Source organism: Thalassospira sp. (genome assembly GCF_048059015.1).
GTDB lineage: Bacteria > Pseudomonadota > Alphaproteobacteria > Rhodospirillales > Thalassospiraceae > Thalassospira.
On the sequence record NZ_JBLLNT010000021.1, the window covers coordinates 1 to 20,092 of the forward strand.

Genomic DNA, 20,092 nt, shown 5'->3' on the forward strand with positions numbered 1-20,092 from the left:
TAACGTAGGCACCGTCGGCCACGTTGACCACGGTAAAACCACGCTGACCGCAGCGATCACCAAAGTTCTGGCAGAACAGGGTGGCGCTTCGTTCCAGGACTACAGCATGATCGACAAAGCACCGGAAGAGAAAGCTCGTGGTATCACGATCTCGACCGCGCACGTCGAATATGAGACCGAAAACCGTCACTACGCACACGTCGACTGCCCGGGCCACGCTGACTATGTCAAGAACATGATCACTGGTGCGGCACAGATGGACGGTGGCATCCTGGTATGCTCCGCTGCAGACGGCCCGATGCCGCAGACCCGTGAGCACATCCTGCTCGCACGTCAGGTTGGTGTTCCGGCTCTCGTAGTCTTCATGAACAAAGTTGACCAGGTCGACGACGAAGAGCTTCTCGAGCTCGTCGAAATGGAAATCCGTGAACTTCTGTCGTCCTACGACTTCCCGGGCGACGATATTCCGATCATCAAGGGCTCGGCTCTTGCTGCTCTGGAAGGTCGCGATGACGAAATCGGCAAAAACGCTATCCTCGAACTGATGGCAGCTGTTGACTCGTACATCCCGGCACCGGATCGTCCGAAGGATCGTCCGTTCCTGATGCCGATCGAGGACGTGTTCTCGATTTCGGGTCGTGGTACGGTTGTAACCGGTCGTGTTGAAACCGGCGTAGTTAAAGTTGGCGAAGAGATCGAAATCGTCGGCATTAAAGACACCGTTAAAACCACCGTTACCGGCGTTGAAATGTTCCGCAAGCTGCTCGATCAGGGTGAAGCTGGCGACAATATCGGCGCACTGCTCCGTGGTACCAAGCGTGAAGACGTTGAGCGTGGTCAGGTTCTGGCACACGTTGGCTCGATCACCCCGCACACCAAATTCGAAGCAGAAGCTTACATCCTGACCAAGGATGAAGGTGGCCGTCACACGCCGTTCTTCTCGAACTACCGTCCGCAGTTCTACTTCCGTACGACTGACGTTACCGGTTCGATCGAGCTGCCGGCTGGCACCGAAATGGTTATGCCGGGCGACAACGTTCAGATGGTCGCGACCCTCATTGCACCGATCGCAATGGACGAAGGTCTGCGTTTCGCAATCCGTGAAGGCGGTCGTACCGTCGGCGCAGGCGTTGTTGCGAAAATCATCGAATAATTTTTAAGATTTTGCACGATTGAGTGCTTGATCTTGGATGTGCGGGCGGCTATAAACCGCCCGCACACCCCACCACCCGGGTGGGGATGAGCCAGAAAGAAGATAAGCTTTTCAACTTTCTGACGATCTTGTAGGAGTGTAGCTCAGTTGGTAGAGCATCGGTCTCCAAAACCGAGTGTCGGGGGTTCGAGTCCCTCCTCTCCTGCCAATTTTTCCGGGTTGTGAATTTAAGCAATAGAAAGCGGTGTAACCCCGACAATGGCTAAAACGTCGCCAGCACAATTCGTCCAGCAGGTCCGCTCCGAGGCAAAGAAAGTCTCGTGGCCGTCCCGTAAGGAAACGACCGTATCGACCATCATGGTATTCGTAATGGTCGCGCTTGCGTCTGTTTTCTTCTTTGTTGTCGATCAGCTCCTCGCATGGGGTGTTAAGCTGGTCTTTGGTGTTGGGGGCTGATATGGCGCATCGTTGGTACGTATTGCACGTTCACTCTGGCTTTGAGAAAAAGGTCGCCCAGTCGATCCGCGAGCAGTCCATCAAGAAAGGTCTTGAGGGCGAAATCGAAGAGGTCCTGGTTCCGACTGAAGAAACTGTCGAGATGCGTCGCGGCACCAAGGTCAATGCCGAGCGGAAGTTTTTCCCGGGCTATGTCCTGCTGAAGATGGATCTCACTGACGAGAGCTGGCATCTGGTAAAAAACACCGCAAAGGTCACCGACTTCCTCGGTAGCCGCGGTAAGCCGATGCCGATTTCCGAAAAGGAAGCTCAGCACATTCTGCATCAGGTGCAGGAAGGTGTTGACCGTCCGAAGCCGACCATCGCTTTCGAGGTTGGCGAGGAAGTACGCGTTTCCGACGGCCCGTTTGCATCGTTTAACGGTGTTGTCGAAGGAGTTGATGAAGAACGTGCGCGCCTGAAGGTGTCTGTTTCGATCTTCGGTCGTTCAACTCCGGTCGAGCTGGAATACACCCAGGTCGAGAAGCTTTAAAAACGATCTTGAAAATTTAAGTCGCTGCCTGTATACGCAGGCAGCAATCAAGGCGCGGGAGGTCAGCCATGGCCGGACCGCGCGCTTCTGTAAGAGGTACTCTAATGGCGAAGAAAATCGACGGCTATATTAAGCTGCAAATTCCCGCCGGCAAAGCCAACCCGTCGCCGCCCGTCGGCCCGGCTCTTGGTCAGCGCGGTGTGAACATCATGGAATTCTGCAAAGCGTTTAACGCTGCTACCCAGCAGATGGAACCAGGTATGCCGATTCCGGTCGTCATCACCGTTTATTCCGACCGTTCCTTCTCGTTCGTTTCCAAAACCCCGCCGGCATCCTACTTCCTGAAAAAGGCAGCAGGCATTCCGAAGGGTTCCGGTACCACCGGTAAAGGTTACGTTGGCAAGGTTACCAAAGCACAGGTCAAAGAAATCGCAGAAGCCAAAATGGCTGACCTCAATGCATTCGACATTGATGGCGCGATGGCAATGATCGAAGGCTCTGCCCGTGCTATGGGTCTCGAGGTAGTGGAGTAAGACGATGGCCAAGACTGGTAAACGCCTTGCCCAGGCCTATGAGGGCATCGACCGTAACACCCAGTACGAACTTGCAGCTGCTGTTAAGCTCGTCAAAGAAGGTGCAAAAGCAAAATTCGATGAAACCATCGAAATTGCAATGAACCTTGGTGTTGATCCGCGTCACGCTGACCAGATGGTCCGTGGTGTTGTTTCCCTTCCGCATGGTACCGGTAAAACCATGCGCGTTGCAGTCTTCGCAAAAGACGCAAAAGCAGAAGAAGCCCAGAAAGCTGGTGCAGACGCTGTTGGCGCCGAAGACCTGATGGAAGCAATGCAGAAAGGCGATCTGAACTATGATCGCGTTATTGCAACCCCGGACATGATGGCTGTTGTCGGTCGTCTCGGTAAGGTTCTCGGCCCGCGCGGCCTGATGCCGAACCCGAAACTCGGCACCGTTACCATGGATGTTGCTACCGCAGTTTCCGACGCAAAAGCTGGCCAGGTCCAGTTCCGCGCTGAGAAAACCGGTATCGTCCATGCAGGTATCGGCAAAGCTTCGTTCAGCGAAGACCAGATCGTCGAAAACGCAAAAGCATTCGTCGATGCGATCGTTAAAGCAAAACCGACCGGCGCAAAAGGTGTCTACCTGCAGCGCGCGGCGATCAGCTCCACCATGGGTGCTGGCGTCAAGCTGTCGATTGCTGATATCGCATCGAAGTAAGAAGTTTTTCGAATTCTGACCGATCTTCGGATCGGTCAGGACCGGAGAGGGCTCAATGCCCTCTCTACCTGTCTGTCCCAGACTGCAGGTGAATGGCATCTGCCATTCTTAATCTCCTGCATAGGCAGAGGTTCCGGTTCTTAGTTTTTCCCTGTACAGGGCATCACACAAGGCTTGGACATCTGGCAAACGGACGGGCGTCACAGACCAGTTCGAAAGGATTGGTCGCGTCTGTGAACCTCCTTGTGGGGTTCAGGGCAATAAGCAATGTCGGAGACTAATAGTGAACCGCGATGATAAACAACAGTTCGTAGCAGAGATGCGCGAAGTGTTCGAAGGTGCGGAAGGCGTCATCGTCACCCAGTACAAAGGGTTGACGGTTGCTGAAATCACCGCTCTTCGTGCACAGATGCGTGCTTCTGGTGCGGGCTTCAAGGTCACCAAAAACCGGCTTACGCGACTTGCTCTGGAAGGCACCAAATTTGCTGGTCTTGCAGCTTCTTCACCGGCCCGACCGCGATTGGCTACTCAGCTGATCCGGCTTCGGTCGCAAAAGTAGCCTCCGAGTTCGCAAAAACCAACGACAAGCTCGTTCTTGTTGCTGGTGCCATCGGCGAACAGGTTCTCGATGAACAGGGCGTTAAAGCTCTGGCAGAACTGCCGTCGCTGGACGAACTGCGTGCAAAACTGGTTGGTATGATCCAGACCCCGGCACAGCGTATCGCTACGCTGACCTCCAAGCCGGCGGCTCAGATCGCCCAGGTGCTGAAGGCATACGCCGACAAAGGCGAAGCCGCGTAAACCAAATTATCCAGATATCTAAGATATCTAAGTTCAAGCCTAGGAGTTTATTACAATGGCCGATCTTAAGGCACTCGTTGAAGAGCTTTCCAAGCTCACCGTTATTGAAGCTGCAGAACTTTCCAAAATGCTCGAAGAAGAGTGGGGCGTTTCCGCCGCTGCTCCGGTAGCTGTTGCTGCTGCTGGTGGCGCTGCTGCCGGTGCCGCTGCAGAAGAGAAAACCGAATTCGACGTTATTCTCGCTTCTGCTGGCGACAAGAAAATCAACGTCATTAAAGAAGTTCGTGGCATCACCGGTCTTGGCCTCAAAGAAGCCAAAGACCTGGTTGAAGGCGCTCCGAAAGCCGTCAAAGAAGGCGCTTCTAAAGACGAAGCCGAAGCTATCAAGAAGCAGCTTGAAGAAGCTGGCGCAACCGTCGAACTCAAGTAATCGACGGCTTCTTGCCAAGGTTTGGGTCGGCGTCCTTCGGGCGCCGGCCCTTCCGTCTCTGTGCACCCCGGCAATCGTGCCGTGTCCGTGCAGGGGCGCGAACAGGAATTTAACGGTTGACGCTGCCAAAGGTAATCGTACATAACGTAAGGCCGTTTAGGTCAGAGGTTATCTTTGACGGCGTCGACAGCCGAGGGATCAGTGATCTCAATCAAGTTGGATGTCAAAACACATCCACGGTCATAATCAAGTGAACGCCCGCCCCGTACGGGGCTCGGGCGTCGTTGTGCTGTATGCGTTTTGCGCAAGTTGCAAGCGATACAGGGCAGGGGCGAACGAGTTCGGACGGTGTGGGGAGGCGCGATTAAAGGAACGATGATGGATAAGTCCTTTACTGGTCGAAAGCGCATCCGCAAAAGCTTTGGACGGATCAGCGAAGTCGCTCCGCTCCCGATCTCATCGAGGTTCAAAAGAATTCCTACGATAAGTTTTTGCAGACCGGGACCCCGCAGGAGCAGCGGGACGATGCAGGTCTCCAGGAAGTGTTCAAGAGCGTCTTTCCGATTAAAGATTTTTCGGAACGCGCAACTCTTGAATTCGTTTCGTATGAGCTTGAGCAGCCGAAATACGATACCGAAGAGTGTCGCCAGCGTGGCATGACCTTTGCCGCACCGCTGCGTGTAACACTGCGCCTGGTTGTTTGGGATATCGACGAGGACACGGGCGCACGCTCGATCCGCGATATCAAAGAACAGGACGTTTACATGGGCGACATGCCGCTCATGACCGAACACGGTACCTTTATCGTGAACGGCACCGAGCGTGTGATCGTTTCTCAGATGCACCGTTCGCCGGGCGTCTTCTTTGACCATGACAAAGGCAAGAGCCACAGCTCGGGCAAGTACCTGTTTGCTGCGCGTGTTATTCCTTATCGTGGTTCCTGGCTCGATTTCGAATTCGACGCCAAAGACATTCTTTATGTCCGTATCGACCGTCGCCGCAAACTGCCGGCGACCACGCTGCTTATGGCTCTTGAAAACGAAGAGTCCGAACAGCTGCGTGCACAGCGTGCCGAAGAAGGGCGCTCCGTCGATCCGTCGGAAATCGAAGGCCTCACTCCGGAAGAAATCCTCAACTATTACTATGAGTCGGCTGAATACCGCCGTACCGCAGATGGTTGGGTAACCGATTTCAGCGCAGACCGTTATATCGGCCAGAAGCTGGTTAATGACCTTGTTGATGCAAGCAACGGCGAAGTTGTTGCAGCAGCCGGTTCGAAAATCACCAAGCGTTCTGCTGCCAAAATCACCGAACAGGGCGTTAAAGAGATCCTCGTTCCCGAAGAACAGCTTAACGGCTGGTTCATGGCGGACGACCTCATTGACGGCGAAACCGGCGAGATCCTGGCAGAAGCCGGTCACGAACTGACCGAAGGTGTGTTCGAGCAGCTTAAAGAATGGGGTGTAGATTCCGTTCGTCTGCTGATGATCGACCACAACCAGGTTGGTCCGTATCTGCGCAACACCATGGCGCTGGACAAGAACAGCAACCGCGAAGAAGCCCTTGTGGACATCTATCGCGTGATGCGCCCGGGCGAACCGCCGACCCTCGAGGGTGCGGAAGCCATGTTCAAGGGCCTGTTCTTCGATGCAGAGCGTTACGATCTTTCCGCGGTTGGTCGTGTTAAGATGAATGCGCGTCTGAACCTCGAATGTGCAGACACCGTTCGTATCCTGCGTCGCGAAGACATTCTGGAAGTCGTCCGTGTTCTGATCGACCTGAAAGACGGTCGTGGCGAGATCGACGATATTGACCACCTCGGTAACCGTCGTCTGCGTTCGGTTGGCGAGCTGATGGAAAACCAGTTCCGCGTTGGTCTTCTGCGTATGGAACGTGCGATCCGCGAGCGTATGAGCTCGGTCGAGATCGACAACGTCATGCCGCATGACCTGATCAATGCCAAGCCGGTTGCGGCTGCTGTACGTGAATTCTTCGGCTCCTCGCAGCTGTCGCAGTTCATGGACCAGACCAACCCGCTTTCGGAAATTACCCACAAACGTCGTCTTTCGGCGCTTGGCCCGGGTGGTTTGACCCGTGAGCGTGCAGGCTTTGAAGTTCGTGACGTTCATCCGACCCACTATGGTCGTATCTGCCCGGTTGAAACGCCGGAAGGTCCGAACATTGGTCTGATCAACTCGCTGGCGACCTTTGCCCGCGTCAACCAGTACGGCTTCATCGAAAGCCCGTATCGTAAGGTTGTCGACGGCAACGTCACTGCAGAGGTTATTTACCTCTCGGCGATCGAAGAAGGCCGTTATGTCATCGCACAGGCGAACGAACCGCTTAACGATGATTTCAGCTTCACGAACGAACTGATCAACACCCGTAAAGCCGGTGACCACTACATGGCCCGCTCCGAAGAGATCGACCTTATGGACGTCTCGCCGAAGCAGCTGGTATCGGTCGCATCCGCGCTCATTCCGTTCCTTGAGAACGATGACGCGAACCGCGCACTGATGGGTTCGAACATGCAGCGTCAGGCGGTTCCGCTGATCCGCTCTGAAGCTCCGTATGTTGGTACCGGCATGGAAGTTCCTGTCGCACGTGATTCGGGTGCAACCCTGATCGCACGTCGTGACGGTGTTGTTGAATCCGTTGACGCGACCCGTATGGTTATCCGCGCAACCGGTGACATTGCCGCTTCGGAATCGGGTGTCGATATTTACACCCTGCTGAAATATCAGCGTTCCAACCAGGGCAGCTGCATCAACCAGCGCCCGCTGGTGAAAGTTGGCGATGTCGTCGAGAAGGGCGATATCATTTCGGATGGTCCGTGTACCGATATGGGTGAACTGGCTCTCGGCCGTAACGTGCTCGTCGCGTTCATGCCGTGGAACGGTTACAACTTCGAGGATTCCATCCTTCTGTCCGAGCGTATCGCACGTGATGACGTTTACACCTCGATCCATATCGAGGAATTCGAAGTCATGGCCCGCGATACCAAGCTGGGTCAGGAAGAAATCACCCGTGATATTCCGAACGTCGGTGAAGAAGCGCTCAAAAACCTCGACGAGGCGGGCATTGTCTACATCGGTGCGGAAATCAAACCGGGCGATATCCTTGTTGGTAAGGTAACGCCGAAGGGCGAAAGCCCGATGACGCCGGAAGAAAAACTTCTGCGCGCCATCTTCGGTGAAAAAGCATCCGACGTCCGTGATACGTCGCTGCGTGTCCCGCCGGGACAGTTCGGTACCATTGTTGAAGTCCGCGTGTTCTCACGTCGTGGCGTTGACAAGGACGAACGTGCTCTGGCGATCGAGCGTTCGGAAATCGAACGTCTTGCACAGGACCGTGACGATGAACGCGCAATTCTTGAGCGTAACTTCTACGGCCGTTTGAAAAACCTTCTGCTTGGTCAGCAGCTCGTGGATGGCCCGAAAGGCCTGACCGGCGAGATCACCGAAGACAGCCTGTCGGGTGTCGCACGTGGTCTTTGGCGTCAAATCGCCGTTGCTGATGACAATGTCATGTCTGACATCGAAGCTCTGAAAAAGCAGTTCGAGGAATCGATCTCTGTTCTTCAGGCTCGTTTCGACGACAAGGTCGACAAGCTGCAGGCTGGTGATGAACTGCCGCCGGGCGTCATGAAGATGGTTAAAGTCTTCGTCGCTGTTAAGCGTAAGATGCAGCCGGGCGACAAAATGGCCGGCCGTCACGGGAACAAGGGTGTCGTATCGCGCATTATGCCGGTTGAAGACATGCCGCACCTCGAAGACGGTACGCCGGTCGATATCGTTCTGAACCCGCTTGGTGTTCCGTCGCGTATGAACGTCGGCCAGATCCTTGAAACCCACCTTGGTTGGGCTTCGCGTGGTCTTGGCGAACAGATCGGCGAGCTCGTCGATGCTGTTGCTGACGGTCGTGGCGAGATGGATGACCTGCGCAGCAAGCTTAATGATGTCTATGAAGGCGACGAATATGTTGCTGGCATCAAAGAGCTGTCTGATGGTGAAGTCATCGAGCTTGGCAACAACCTGCGTCGCGGCGTCCCGATGGCCACCCCGGTCTTCGACGGTGCTCGTGAGCCTGATGTTGTTCGTATGCTTGAAAAAGCCGGCCTTGATGGTTCTGGCCAGGTTGACCTCTATGACGGTCGTACCGGTGAGAAATTCCATCGCAAGGTGACAGTGGGCTATATCTACATGCTCAAACTGCACCACTTGGTCGACGACAAGATCCACGCACGTTCGATTGGTCCGTACTCTCTTGTTACCCAGCAGCCGCTGGGTGGTAAGGCGCAGTTCGGTGGCCAGCGTTTCGGGGAGATGGAAGTGTGGGCACTCGAAGCTTACGGTGCTGCATACACCCTTCAGGAAATGCTTACGGTCAAGTCGGATGACGTTTCGGGCCGTACCAAGGTTTACGAAGCCATTGTTCGTGGTGAAGACACCTTCGAGGCAGGCATTCCGGAATCCTTTAACGTTCTCGTTAAAGAACTCCGTTCGCTTGGTCTCAATGTCGAACTTGAGCAGAACGAATATTAAGTGTGTGGCTGACAGAGGTGCCCGTTTGGGCATCTCTGTCGCCATTTCGCATCTTTCGGCCTGAAATTGGCGAAACCCGGCGAGACCGGGCATAGCGGGAGAGCCTTTATGAACGAGTTGATGAAGATCTTCGGGCAGCCGCAGGGCACCCAGAGCTTCGATCAGATCCGGATTCAGATTGCCAGCCCGGAGCGTATTCGCTCCTGGTCCTTCGGCGAGATCAAGAAACCGGAAACCATCAACTACCGGACCTTCAAACCGGAGCGCGACGGCCTGTTCTGTGCGCGCATTTTTGGTCCGGTGAAGGATTACGAATGCTTGTGCGGCAAGTACAAGCGTATGAAGTATCGCGGCATTATCTGTGAAAAATGCGGCGTCGAAGTGACTCTGGCCAAAGTACGTCGTGAACGTATGGGCCATATCGAACTGGCGGCACCTGTTGCCCACATCTGGTTCATGAAGTCGCTGCCGAGCCGTTTGGGTCTGCTGCTAGACATGACGCTCAAGGATCTTGAGCGCATTCTGTACTTCGAAAACTATGTGGTTATCGAACCGGGCCTTACCCCGCTTAAAATGGGTGAGCTCCTGTCCGAAGACCAGTATATGACTGCCCAGGAAGAATATGGCGAAGACAGCTTCCGTGCCGGTATCGGTGCAGAAGCCATCCGCGATATGCTTGCGGCAATCGACCTTGATGAAGAACGCGAAACCGCGAAACTCGACCTCAAGGAAACCAATTCCGAAGCCAAGCGCAAGAAGCTGGTCAAGCGTCTCAAGCTGATTGAGGCGTTCCAGGAATCTGGCGCGCGTCCGGAATGGATGATCCTTGAAGTTATTCCGGTTATCCCGCCAGAGCTGCGCCCGCTGGTTCCGCTCGATGGTGGCCGTTTTGCTACCTCGGATCTGAACGACCTTTACCGTCGTGTGATCAACCGTAACAACCGTCTGAAGCGTCTGATCGAACTTCGTGCGCCTGATATCATCGTGCGTAACGAAAAACGTATGCTTCAGGAATCGGTTGATGCACTGTTTGACAACGGTCGTCGCGGTCGTCCGATCACTGGTGCCAACAAGCGTCCGCTCAAATCGATGTCGGATATGCTTAAAGGTAAGCAGGGTCGTTTCCGTCAGAACCTTTTGGGTAAACGCGTCGACTATTCCGGTCGTTCCGTTATTACCGTGGGTCCGAACCTGAAACTGCATCAGTGCGGTCTGCCGAAGAAAATGGCACTCGAACTGTTCAAGCCGTTCGTTTACGCGAAGCTGGAACTGTACGGGATGGCAACCACCATCAAAGCTGCAAAGCGTATGGTGGAAAAAGAGCGTGCCGAAGTTTGGGATATCCTCGAGCAGGTTATCCGTGAACACCCGGTCATGCTTAACCGCGCACCGACCTTGCACCGTCTTGGTATTCAGGCGTTCGAACCTACTCTGATCGAAGGTAAGGCCATCCAGCTGCACCCGCTCGTTTGTACCGCGTTTAACGCGGACTTCGACGGTGACCAGATGGCTGTCCACGTACCGCTGTCACTTGAAGCTCAGCTTGAAGCACGTACCCTGATGATGTCGACCAACAACATCCTTTCTCCGGCTTCGGGTAAACCGATCATCGTGCCGTCGCAGGATATTGTCCTTGGTCTGTACTACATCTCCATGGAGCGTGATGGTCAGCCGGGCGAAGGCATGTCGTTTGTAAACATCGCCGAGATCGAGCAGGCCTTGGGTGAGGGTGTTGTTAACCTGCACTCCAAGATCAATGCCCGTTATCACACGGTTGATGAAAACAACGAACCGATCACCGTTCGTGTTGCTACGACTCCGGGTCGCATGTTGCTGTCGGAACTTCTGCCGCGTCATCCGCGCATTCCGTTCTCGACCATCAACAAGCTGCTCACCAAAAAAGACGTCTCGAACGTTATTGATGTCGTCTACCGTCACTGTGGCCAGAAAGAGACCGTTATCTTTGCTGACCGCATGATGGGCCTTGGTTTTAACTGGGCATGTAAAGCCGGTATTTCGTTTGGTAAGGATGACATGATCATTCCTGATGCCAAAGAACCGCTGGTTGGTGGCACCCACGACAAGGTCAAAGAATACGAGCAGCAGTACCAGGATGGTCTCATCACCCGTGGTGAGAAATACAACAAGGTTGTTGATGCTTGGTCACAGTGCACCGATGACGTTTCCGAAGCGATGATGAAAGTCATCTCGGCAACGGCTGAAGGTGACAACGTGAACTCGGTTTACATGATGGCGCACTCCGGTGCCCGTGGTTCTGCCGCTCAGATGCGTCAGCTGGCTGCTATGCGCGGCCTGATGGCGAAACCGGACGGCTCGATCATTGAAACGCCGATTATTTCGAACTTTAAAGAAGGCCTGACCGTGCAGGAGTACTTCAACTCCACTCACGGTGCTCGTAAAGGTCTTGCTGATACCGCACTGAAAACGGCGAACTCGGGTTACCTTACCCGTCGTCTCGTTGACGTGGCCCAGGACTGCATCATCACCCAGCATGATTGCGGTACTGACCGTGGCCTCGACATCGCAGCAGTTGTCGATTCCGGTGAAGTTATCGAAACCCTCTCTGATCGTATCCTCGGTCGTTTCACCGCTGACGAGATCGTAAATCCGTCAACCGGCGAAATCATCGTACCGAAGAACGAGATGGTCGAAGAAGATCACCTCGATCTGATCGAAAAGGCTGGCGTCGAAATGGCGCGCATCCGTTCGGTTCTGACCTGTGATGCCGAAACCGGTGTTTGCGGCCATTGCTATGGTCGTGACCTGGCGCGTGGTACCACGGTCAACATTGGTGAAGCTGTCGGTGTTATCGCTGCTCAGTCGATCGGTGAACCGGGTACACAGCTTACGATGCGTACGTTCCACATTGGTGGTGCCGCGCAGCGTGGTGCCGAGGTTTCCGGTGTCGAAGCGAACTTCGATGCGATCGTGAAGCTTAAAAACCGTGCGGTTGTTGCGAACTCGGCGGGCGTCAATATCGTTATGGCGCGTAACCTCGAGATCCTTCTGATCGACAAAACCGGCCGTGAACGTGCGAAATACCGCGTTCCGTACGGTGCGAAGCTTCTCACCGATGAAGGTGCACAGGTAACCCGTGGCCAGAAACTGGCCGAGTGGGATCCGTACACCTTGCCGATCATCACCGAGAAAGAAGGTTATGTGAACTATGTCGACCTTCTCGAGAACGTAACCATTCGCGAAGTCTATGACGAAGCGACCGGTATCGCCTCGAAAACGGTTATCGACTGGAAGAGCATGCCCAAGGCGTCCGACCTTAAGCCGCGCGTTACCCTGCGTAACGAGTCGGGTGAGGTCATCAACCTGGATAACGGTCTTGAAGCCCGTTACTTCCTGTCGGTTGACGCTATTCTCTCGGTTGAGAACGGTCAGAAAGTTCATGCCGGTGACGTGCTCGCACGTATTCCGCGTGAAGGTTCGAAGACCCGTGACATTACCGGTGGTCTGCCGCGTGTTGCCGAGCTGTTCGAAGCCCGTAAACCGAAAGAACACGCAATCATCGCGGATATCGCGGGTCGCGTCGAATTCGGCAAGGACTACAAGAACAAGCGTCGTGTGATCGTGCATCCGCTGGAAGACTCGGGCCTGACCGAACCGGTCGAATACCTGATCCCGAAAGGCAAACACCTTGCGGTTCAGGAAGGCGACTTCGTCGAGAAGGGCGATCAGCTCCTCGATGGTTCACCGGTTCCGCACGATATTCTGCGTGTTATGGGCGTTCCGGCACTGGCAGACTACCTGGTCAACGAGATCCAGGAAGTTTACCGACTGCAGGGCGTTAAGATTAACGACAAGCACATCGAGGTCATCGTTCGTCAGATGCTGCAGAAAGTGGAAATCACCAAACCGGGTGACACCACGCTTCTGGTAGGCGAAATCATTGACCGCGTTGATTTTGATGCTGAAAACGATCGTGCTCTTAAAGAAGGCGGCGAGCTGGCCGAAGGCGCACCGGTCCTCCAGGGGATCACCAAAGCCTCGCTCCAGACGCATTCCTTCATTTCGGCCGCGTCGTTCCAGGAAACCACGCGCGTTCTTACCGAAGCAGCTGTTTCGGGCAAAACCGATACCCTTATCGGTCTGAAAGAGAACGTCATCGTGGGTCGTTTGATCCCGGCTGGTACCGGTGCGGTGATGAACCGCTTCCGTGCACTGGCTGCCGAACGCGACAAATCGGTCCAGATCGAAGCAGAAGAAGAAATCGGCGACAACTTCGGCCCGCAGGCCGATGCCGACACCGCATCACTGCCTGCAGGCGAATAAGTTCGTCGCGTCAGACAGTTAAAGAATCAGAGGCGAACCGGAACTCTTATCGACGCACCGGTTCGTCTCGGCGTTTGAAGCGCCAACTCGAAGGTCCAGAGGGTTTTGCTTGACGCAAAAGGGGGCCGTCACTAGTATGCGCCCACCGAATTAGGGGGTGTAACTGTGCCGGTACCGTTTTGTGCGGTAGCGGGCGGTTTTCGCCCCCCATCGCTTGAGTGCGACTCTGACGGCCGTCGAGGCAGGAACTCCTGCATTTATGGGCGTCCGCGCGTGTTTTCATACCCAGTATGAAGACGCGTGGTCGCTCGTCGTGCGTCGATAAGAGCAACGCCCTAGTGGCGTCCGTTGAAGTAAAAGGGAAAGTTAATGCCCACTATTAACCAGTTGATCCGCAAGTCGCGGAACTCCGCGCACCCAGCGCGATATGGTTCCGGCACTGGAAGCATGCCCGCAGAAACGCGGCGTTTGCACCCGTGTTTACACCACCACCCCGAAGAAGCCGAACTCGGCACTTCGTAAAGTTGCTCGTGTCCGTTTGACCAACGGTTACGAAGTAACTTCTTACATCCCAGGTGAAGGCCACAACCTGCAAGAGCACTCTGTCGTGATGATCCGCGGCGGCCGTGTAAAAGATTTGCCGGGTGTTCGTTACCACATCATTCGCGGTACCCTCGATACGCAGGGTGTCAAAGACCGTAAGCAACGCCGTTCGAAATACGGCGCGAAGCGTCCGAAATAAGGAGCAGCTCAGATGTCACGTCGTCACGCTGCTGAAAAGCGCGAAGTTTTGCCTGACGCCAAATATGGCGATAAGGTTCTGACCAAATTCATGAACGGCCTTATGCTCGACGGTAAAAAATCCGCAGCTGAGAAAATCGTTTATGGTGCACTCGAAGTCATGGAAAGCAAGGGTGCAGATCCTGTTGCTCAGTTCCATGAAGCCATGGACAACGTGAAGCCGAACGTCGAAGTTCGTTCGCGTCGTGTTGGCGGTGCAACTTACCAGGTTCCGGTTGAAGTTCGTTCCGAGCGTCGTCAGGCTCTGGCCATTCGTTGGCTGGTTGACGCTGCTCGCAAGCGTTCCGAAACGACCATGATCGGTCGTCTCGCCGGTGAATTGATGGACGCTGCCAATAACCGTGGCACCGCTGTCAAGAAGCGCGAAGACACCCATCGTATGGCTGAAGCTAACAAAGCTTTCGCTCATTATCGCTGGTAATTCAGACCTCAAGATCAAGAGTTCGATTATGGTACAACGTACTCCGATCTCTCGGTATCGTAACATTGGCATCATGGCACACATTGATGCTGGTAAAACCACGACCACCGAGCGAATTCTTTTCTACACCGGCAAGTCCTACAAAATCGGCGAAGTCCATGACGGCGCCGCTACCATGGACTGGATGGAACAGGAACAGGAACGCGGCATTACGATTACGTCTGCTGCAACCACCTGCTTCTGGAACGACCACCGTATCAACATCATCGATACCCCCGGCCACGTTGACTTCACCATTGAAGTTGAACGTTCGCTTCGTGTTCTCGATGGTGCTTGCGCTGTTTTCGATGCCGTTTCCGGTGTTGAACCGCAGACCGAAACCGTGTGGCGCCAGGCTGACAAGTACAACGTTCCGCGTATGTGCTTCGTCAACAAAATGGACCGTACCGGTGCAGACTTCTTCCGTTGCGTCGATATGATCAAAGAACGCCTCGGCGCGAATGCTGCAGTCATGCAGCTGCCGATCGGTTCCGAGATGGAATTCGAAGGTGTTGTCGATCTGGTTCGCAACAAGGAAATCGTCTGGAAAGACGAAAGCCTTGGTGCGGAATTCGAATATCGCGACATCCGTGACTCCCTTGCTGACCAGGCTGCGGAATACCGTGAAGCCCTGATCGAGCAGGCTGTTGAGTGCGACGAAGCAGCAATGGAAGCTTACCTCGAAGGCGAAATGCCGACCGAGGAAGTTCTCAAGAAGTGCATCCGTAAGGGTACCATCGCTGGCGATCTGGTTCCGGTCCTTCTGGGTACCGCGTTCAAGAACAAAGGCGTTCAGCCGCTTCTCGATGCAGTCATCGACTTCATGCCGGCTCCGGACGACATCGACGATGTTCGTGGCGTTAAGCCGAACACCGAAGACGAGCCGGACACCCGTCCGCTGACCGATGAAGCACCGTTCTCGGCTCTTGCATTCAAGATCATGTCTGACCCGTTTGTTGGTTCCTTGACCTTCATTCGTATTTACTCGGGCGTTCTCGATGCAGGTTCGTATGTTCTGAACTCTGTTAAAGAGAAGAAAGAACGTATCGGTCGTATGCTTCTTATGCATTCGAACAACCGTGAAGAAATCAAATACGCTTGCTCTGGCGACATCGTTGCTCTGGTTGGCATGAAGGACACCACCACTGGTGATACCCTTTGTGACCCGGCCAAGCCGATCATCCTCGAGCGTATGGAATTCCCGGATCCGGTTATCGAAATCGCTGTTGAGCCGAAATCGAAGGCCGACCAGGAAAAAATGGGTCTCGCCCTTGCACGTCTTGCACAGGAAGATCCGTCGTTCCGCGTTAAATCCGACCACGAATCCGGCCAGACCATCATTTCCGGTATGGGCGAACTTCACCTCGACATCATCGTCGATCGTATGAAGCGTGAATTCAAAGTCGAAGCTAACATCGGTGCGCCGCAGGTTGCTTACCGCGAAACCATCTCGAAAGAAGTCGATATCGACTACACCCACAAAAAACAGTCGGGTGGTTCGGGTCAGTTCGCGCGTATCAAGCTCACCTTTACCCCGGGTGAACCGGGTACGGGCTTCTCCTTCACCGATACCGTTGTTGGCGGTAACGTTCCGAAGGAATACATCCCGGGTGTTCAGAAAGGTCTCGAGAGCTCGCTGCAGAGCGGTGTTATCGCAGGCTTCCCGGTAACCGACTTGTCGATCAAATTGACCGACGGTGCCTACCACGACGTTGACTCGAGCGTCATGGCCTTCGAAATCGCTGCTCGCGCAGCATTCAAAGAAGGTCTTGGCAAAGCTTCTCCGAAGCTGCTCGAGCCGATCATGAAAGTCGAAGTAGTGACCCCGGAAGAATACATGGGCGACATCATTGGCGACCTGAACAGCCGTCGTGGCCAGGTCCGTGACATGGACTCCCGTGGTATTGCCCGCGTTGTTAACGCGTTCGTACCGCTGGCGAACATGTTCGGTTACGTCAACACGCTGCGCTCCATGTCCCAGGGCCGTGCCCAGTTCGTGATGCAGTTTGATCACTATGCAGACGTCCCGCAGGCAGTTGCGGACGAAGTCAAAGCCAAATCGGCCGGCTAAGGCCAAGCCAGAATAAACGGAGTTAGAAATGGCTAAAGAAAAGTTTGAGCGTACAAAACCGCACGTTAACGTAGGCACCGTCGGCCACGTTGACCACGGTAAAACCACGCTGACCGCAGCGATCACCAAAGTTCTGGCAGAACAGGGTGGCGCTTCGTTCCAGGACTACAGCATGATCGACAAAGCACCGGAAGAGAAAGCTCGTGGTATCACGATCTCGACCGCGCACGTCGAATATGAGACCGAAAACCGTCACTACGCACACGTCGACTGCCCGGGCCACGCTGACTATGTCAAGAACATGATCACTGGTGCGGCACAGATGGACGGTGGCATCCTGGTATGCTCCGCTGCAGACGGCCCGATGCCGCAGACCCGTGAGCACATCCTGCTCGCACGTCAGGTTGGTGTTCCGGCTCTCGTAGTCTTCATGAACAAAGTTGACCAGGTCGACGACGAAGAGCTTCTCGAGCTCGTCGAAATGGAAATCCGTGAACTTCTGTCGTCCTACGACTTCCCGGGCGACGATATTCCGATCATCAAGGGCTCGGCTCTTGCTGCTCTGGAAGGTCGCGATGACGAAATCGGCAAAAACGCTATCCTCGAACTGATGGCAGCTGTTAACTCGTACATCCCGGCACCGGATCGTCCGAAGGATCGTCCGTTCCTGATGCCGATCGAGGACGTGTTCTCGATTTCGGGTCGTGGTACGGTTGTAACCGGTCGTGTTGAAACCGGCGTTGTTAAAGTTGGCGAAGAGATCGAAATCGTCGGCATTAAAGACACCGTTAAAACCACCGTTACCGGCGTTGAAATGTTCCGCAAGCTGCTCGATCAGGGTGAAGCTGGCGACAACATCGGCGCACTGCTCCGTGGTACGAAGCGTGAAGACGTTGAGCGTGGTCAGGTTCTGGCACACGTTGGCTCGATCACCCCGCACACCAAATTCGAAGCAGAAGCTTACATCCTGACCAAGGATGAAGGTGGCCGTCATACGCCGTTCTTCTCGAACTACCGTCCGCAGTTCTACTTCCGTACGACTGACGTAACCGGTTCGATCGAGCTGCCGGCTGGCACCGAAATGGTTATGCCGGGCGACAACGTTCAGATGGTCGCGACCCTCATTGCACCGATCGCAATGGACGAAGGTCTGCGTTTCGCAATCCGTGAAGGCGGTCGTACCGTCGGCGCGGGCGTTGTTGCCAAGATCATCGAGTAATTTTTTCTCTTGATCTTTGTGAAGCGGGCGGCTATGTAGGCCGCCCGCAACACTTTTGCGGCAATCGTCAACTCCAGTTGAGGGGCCGGTGTCCTTTTGAGGGCTCCGGTACATAATTACATGGATAGTCAGAACATTCGCATTCGCCTGAAGGCGTTTGACCATCGCGTGCTGGATCAGTCCACACGTGAGATCGTCAATACGGCGAAGCGCACTGGCGCAGAGGTCCGCGGCCCGATTCCGCTGCCGACCCGCATTGAAAAATACACTGTTCTGCGGTCTCCGCACATCGATAAGAAATCGCGTGAACAGTTCGAAATCCGTACGCACAAGCGTCTTCTCGACATTGTCGACCCGACCCCGCAGACCGTCGATGCTCTTATGAAGCTCGATCTGGCTGCCGGCGTCGACGTCGAGATCAAACTTTAATCGGGAGTAAGCCGCAATGCGTAGTGGACTTATTACCCAGAAGGTTGGCATGACCCGCGTCTTCAAAGACGATGGTTCCCACCTTCCTGTAACCGTTCTGAAGGTCGAAGATCTTCAGGTTGTCGCCAACCGTACCAACGACACCGACGGCTACGTCGCTGTTCAGCTTGGTTATGGCAAAGCGAAAGTGAAAAACGTATCCAAGCCGATGCGTGGCCACTTCGCCAAAGCCAAGGTTGAGCCGAAAGCTAAACTTGCTGAATTCCGCGTTAGCGAAGACGCCCTCATCGAAGTTGGTGCAGAACTTGCTGCAACCCATTTCGTAGAAGGCCAGTTCGTTGACGTAATCGGCACGTCCATCGGTAAAGGTTTTGCCGGTGCGATGAAGCGTCACAACTTCGGTGGTCTTCGTGCGTCGCACGGTGTGTCTGTATCGCACCGTTCGCATGGTTCCACTGGTCAGTGCCAGGATCCGGGCCGCGTCTTCAAAGGTAAGAAGATGGCTGGTCACCTCGGTGCCGCTCGTGTGACGGTTCAGTCCCTTAAGGTTGTCGCTTCCGACGCCGACAAAGGTCTGATCCTGATCCACGGTGCAGTCCCGGGTCACAAGGGCGCATACGTCCTTGTTAAGGATGCCGTGAAACGTGCTGCACCGGAAGGTCTTCCGTTCCCGGCCGCGCTTAAGGGTGCTGCCCCGGCTGCTGAAGAAGCTGTCGCCGAGGATAAGGAATAAGCATCATGAAGCTCGACATTCTTAAACTTGACGCTTCCAAGGCAGGCAACATCGATCTCGCAGAAGAGATCTTTGGTCTGGAAGTACGTCGTGACGTCCTGCACCGTATGGTGAACTGGCAGCTGGCAAAACGCCGCGCTGGTACCCACAAGGTTAAGGAAAAGTCGGAAGTTTCCGCAACCACGAAAAAATTCGTGCGTCAGAAGGGTAGTGGCGGTGCTCGTCACGGTTCCCGTAAGGCTGCACAGTTCCGTGGTGGTGGTACCGTGCACGGTCCGCGCGTTCGCGACCACGCACACGATCTGACCAAGAAGTTCCGTAAACTCGCGCTTAAGACCGCTCTGTCGGCTAAAGCAAAGGACGGTAAGCTTATCGTTCTTGATAACGCGGAATTCTCGGACGCCAAAACCAAAAATCTGGTCGCTGTTTTCAATAAACTCGGCTGGAAATCTGCACTGATCATCGACGGTGCGCAGGTCAATGAGGGTTTTGCACGCGCAGCGCGCAACATCCCGCAGATCGACGTGCTGCCGCAGGTTGGTGCTAACGTCTATGACATCCTGCGCCGTGACACCCTGGTGCTGACCAAGGGTGCGGTCGAAGCGTTGGAGGCACGTCTCAAATGACGATCATCAGCAAAGAGCGGATGTACGAAGTCATCCGCGCCCCGCATATCACTGAAAAGTCGACGCTGATTTCTGAACACAACGCAGTTGCGTTCAAAGTTGCGATCGACGCCACCAAGCCGGAGATTAAGGCTGCTGTGGAAGGTCTGTTCGGGGTGAAGGTCAAGGCGGTCAATACCTCTGTGGTAAAAGGAAAAACCAAGCGTTTTCGCGGTGTTTCCGGTCGTCGGAGCGATTTCAAGAAAGCGATGGTAACCCTCGAAGAGGGTCAGTCCATCGACGTGACTACGGGAATCTAA

General features: G+C 54.6%; 14 protein-coding genes, 1 tRNA gene and 3 pseudogenes. All 18 read left to right on the forward strand.

Annotation, left to right across the window (positions count from 1 at the left end; genetic code table 11):
* The coding region (gene tuf, locus ACMZ66_RS21060) for an elongation factor Tu (RefSeq protein ID WP_416940358.1) at nt 1–1,153 on the forward strand (1,153 nt) is incomplete at its 5' end.
* A gap of 132 nt (nt 1,154–1,285) precedes the next feature.
* Nucleotides 1,286–1,361: transfer RNA gene (locus tag ACMZ66_RS21065), tRNA-Trp, on the forward strand.
* A gap of 50 nt (nt 1,362–1,411) precedes the next feature.
* Complete coding sequence (gene secE, locus ACMZ66_RS21070; protein ID WP_040824880.1) at nt 1,412–1,609, forward strand: preprotein translocase subunit SecE; 198 nt, start codon at nt 1,412–1,414, stop codon at nt 1,607–1,609.
* A gap of 1 nt (nt 1,610) precedes the next feature.
* The gene (gene nusG, locus ACMZ66_RS21075) at nt 1,611–2,141 is read left to right on the forward strand and encodes a transcription termination/antitermination protein NusG (RefSeq protein WP_416940360.1); all 531 of its coding nucleotides are present in this window, start codon (nt 1,611–1,613) and stop codon (nt 2,139–2,141) included.
* A gap of 104 nt (nt 2,142–2,245) precedes the next feature.
* A complete protein-coding gene (rplK, locus tag ACMZ66_RS21080; RefSeq protein WP_416940362.1) occupies nt 2,246–2,674 on the forward strand; it encodes a 50S ribosomal protein L11 in 429 nt (142 codons plus the stop codon).
* A 4-nt stretch (nt 2,675–2,678) separates the two neighbouring features.
* A complete protein-coding gene (gene rplA, locus ACMZ66_RS21085; protein WP_416940363.1) occupies nt 2,679–3,377 on the forward strand; it encodes a 50S ribosomal protein L1 in 699 nt (232 codons plus the stop codon).
* 283 nt (nt 3,378–3,660) lie between these two features.
* Nucleotides 3,661–4,178 (forward strand): annotated as a pseudogene (gene rplJ / locus ACMZ66_RS21090) (50S ribosomal protein L10).
* Between the two features lie 55 nt (nt 4,179–4,233).
* Nucleotides 4,234–4,608: a 50S ribosomal protein L7/L12 gene (rplL, locus tag ACMZ66_RS21095; RefSeq protein WP_416940365.1), complete on the forward strand. Its 375-nt coding sequence runs from the start codon at nt 4,234–4,236 to the stop codon at nt 4,606–4,608.
* A gap of 378 nt (nt 4,609–4,986) precedes the next feature.
* Nucleotides 4,987–9,152, forward strand: a pseudogene (rpoB, locus tag ACMZ66_RS21100) (DNA-directed RNA polymerase subunit beta).
* A gap of 108 nt (nt 9,153–9,260) precedes the next feature.
* Nucleotides 9,261–13,454: a DNA-directed RNA polymerase subunit beta' gene (gene rpoC / locus ACMZ66_RS21105; RefSeq protein WP_416940367.1), complete on the forward strand. Its 4,194-nt coding sequence runs from the start codon at nt 9,261–9,263 to the stop codon at nt 13,452–13,454.
* A 369-nt stretch (nt 13,455–13,823) separates the two neighbouring features.
* Nucleotides 13,824–14,196: pseudogene (rpsL, locus tag ACMZ66_RS21110) on the forward strand (30S ribosomal protein S12).
* Nucleotides 14,197–14,208: 12 nt separating this feature from the next.
* Nucleotides 14,209–14,676: a 30S ribosomal protein S7 gene (gene rpsG, locus ACMZ66_RS21115; protein WP_114100161.1), complete on the forward strand. Its 468-nt coding sequence runs from the start codon at nt 14,209–14,211 to the stop codon at nt 14,674–14,676.
* A 28-nt stretch (nt 14,677–14,704) separates the two neighbouring features.
* Nucleotides 14,705–16,786 (forward strand): elongation factor G, encoded by a 2,082-nt coding sequence (fusA, locus tag ACMZ66_RS21120; RefSeq protein WP_416940369.1) that lies wholly within the window; start codon nt 14,705–14,707, stop codon nt 16,784–16,786.
* Between the two features lie 28 nt (nt 16,787–16,814).
* Nucleotides 16,815–18,005 (forward strand): elongation factor Tu, encoded by a 1,191-nt coding sequence (gene tuf, locus ACMZ66_RS21125; protein ID WP_416940370.1) that lies wholly within the window; start codon nt 16,815–16,817, stop codon nt 18,003–18,005.
* Between the two features lie 120 nt (nt 18,006–18,125).
* Nucleotides 18,126–18,434, forward strand: coding sequence for a 30S ribosomal protein S10 (gene rpsJ, locus ACMZ66_RS21130; protein ID WP_007091508.1), 309 nt, complete (start codon nt 18,126–18,128; stop codon nt 18,432–18,434).
* Between the two features lie 16 nt (nt 18,435–18,450).
* A complete protein-coding gene (rplC, locus tag ACMZ66_RS21135) occupies nt 18,451–19,167 on the forward strand; it encodes a 50S ribosomal protein L3 (protein WP_416940372.1) in 717 nt (238 codons plus the stop codon).
* Between the two features lie 5 nt (nt 19,168–19,172).
* A complete protein-coding gene (rplD, locus tag ACMZ66_RS21140) occupies nt 19,173–19,793 on the forward strand; it encodes a 50S ribosomal protein L4 (protein ID WP_416940374.1) in 621 nt (206 codons plus the stop codon).
* A complete protein-coding gene (locus ACMZ66_RS21145) occupies nt 19,790–20,092 on the forward strand; it encodes a 50S ribosomal protein L23 (protein WP_068518270.1) in 303 nt (100 codons plus the stop codon). Before rplD ends, ACMZ66_RS21145 begins: the two co-directional genes overlap by 4 nt.

What these genes read in the sequence shown, in the direction of transcription:
- secE (WP_040824880.1), top strand. Translation starts at nt 1,412, where the DNA reads ATGGCTAAAACGTCGCCAGCACAATTCGTCCAGCAGGTCCGCTCCGAG.
- nusG (WP_416940360.1), top strand. Translation starts at nt 1,611, where the DNA reads ATGGCGCATCGTTGGTACGTATTGCACGTTCACTCTGGCTTTGAGAAA.
- rplK (WP_416940362.1), top strand. Translation starts at nt 2,246, where the DNA reads ATGGCGAAGAAAATCGACGGCTATATTAAGCTGCAAATTCCCGCCGGC.
- rplA (WP_416940363.1), top strand. Translation starts at nt 2,679, where the DNA reads ATGGCCAAGACTGGTAAACGCCTTGCCCAGGCCTATGAGGGCATCGAC.
- rplL (WP_416940365.1), top strand. Translation starts at nt 4,234, where the DNA reads ATGGCCGATCTTAAGGCACTCGTTGAAGAGCTTTCCAAGCTCACCGTT.
- rpoC (WP_416940367.1), top strand. Translation starts at nt 9,261, where the DNA reads ATGAACGAGTTGATGAAGATCTTCGGGCAGCCGCAGGGCACCCAGAGC.
- rpsG (WP_114100161.1), top strand. Translation starts at nt 14,209, where the DNA reads ATGTCACGTCGTCACGCTGCTGAAAAGCGCGAAGTTTTGCCTGACGCC.
- fusA (WP_416940369.1), top strand. Translation starts at nt 14,705, where the DNA reads ATGGTACAACGTACTCCGATCTCTCGGTATCGTAACATTGGCATCATG.
- tuf (WP_416940370.1), top strand. Translation starts at nt 16,815, where the DNA reads ATGGCTAAAGAAAAGTTTGAGCGTACAAAACCGCACGTTAACGTAGGC.
- rpsJ (WP_007091508.1), top strand. Translation starts at nt 18,126, where the DNA reads ATGGATAGTCAGAACATTCGCATTCGCCTGAAGGCGTTTGACCATCGC.
- rplC (WP_416940372.1), top strand. Translation starts at nt 18,451, where the DNA reads ATGCGTAGTGGACTTATTACCCAGAAGGTTGGCATGACCCGCGTCTTC.
- rplD (WP_416940374.1), top strand. Translation starts at nt 19,173, where the DNA reads ATGAAGCTCGACATTCTTAAACTTGACGCTTCCAAGGCAGGCAACATC.
- ACMZ66_RS21145 (WP_068518270.1), top strand. Translation starts at nt 19,790, where the DNA reads ATGACGATCATCAGCAAAGAGCGGATGTACGAAGTCATCCGCGCCCCG.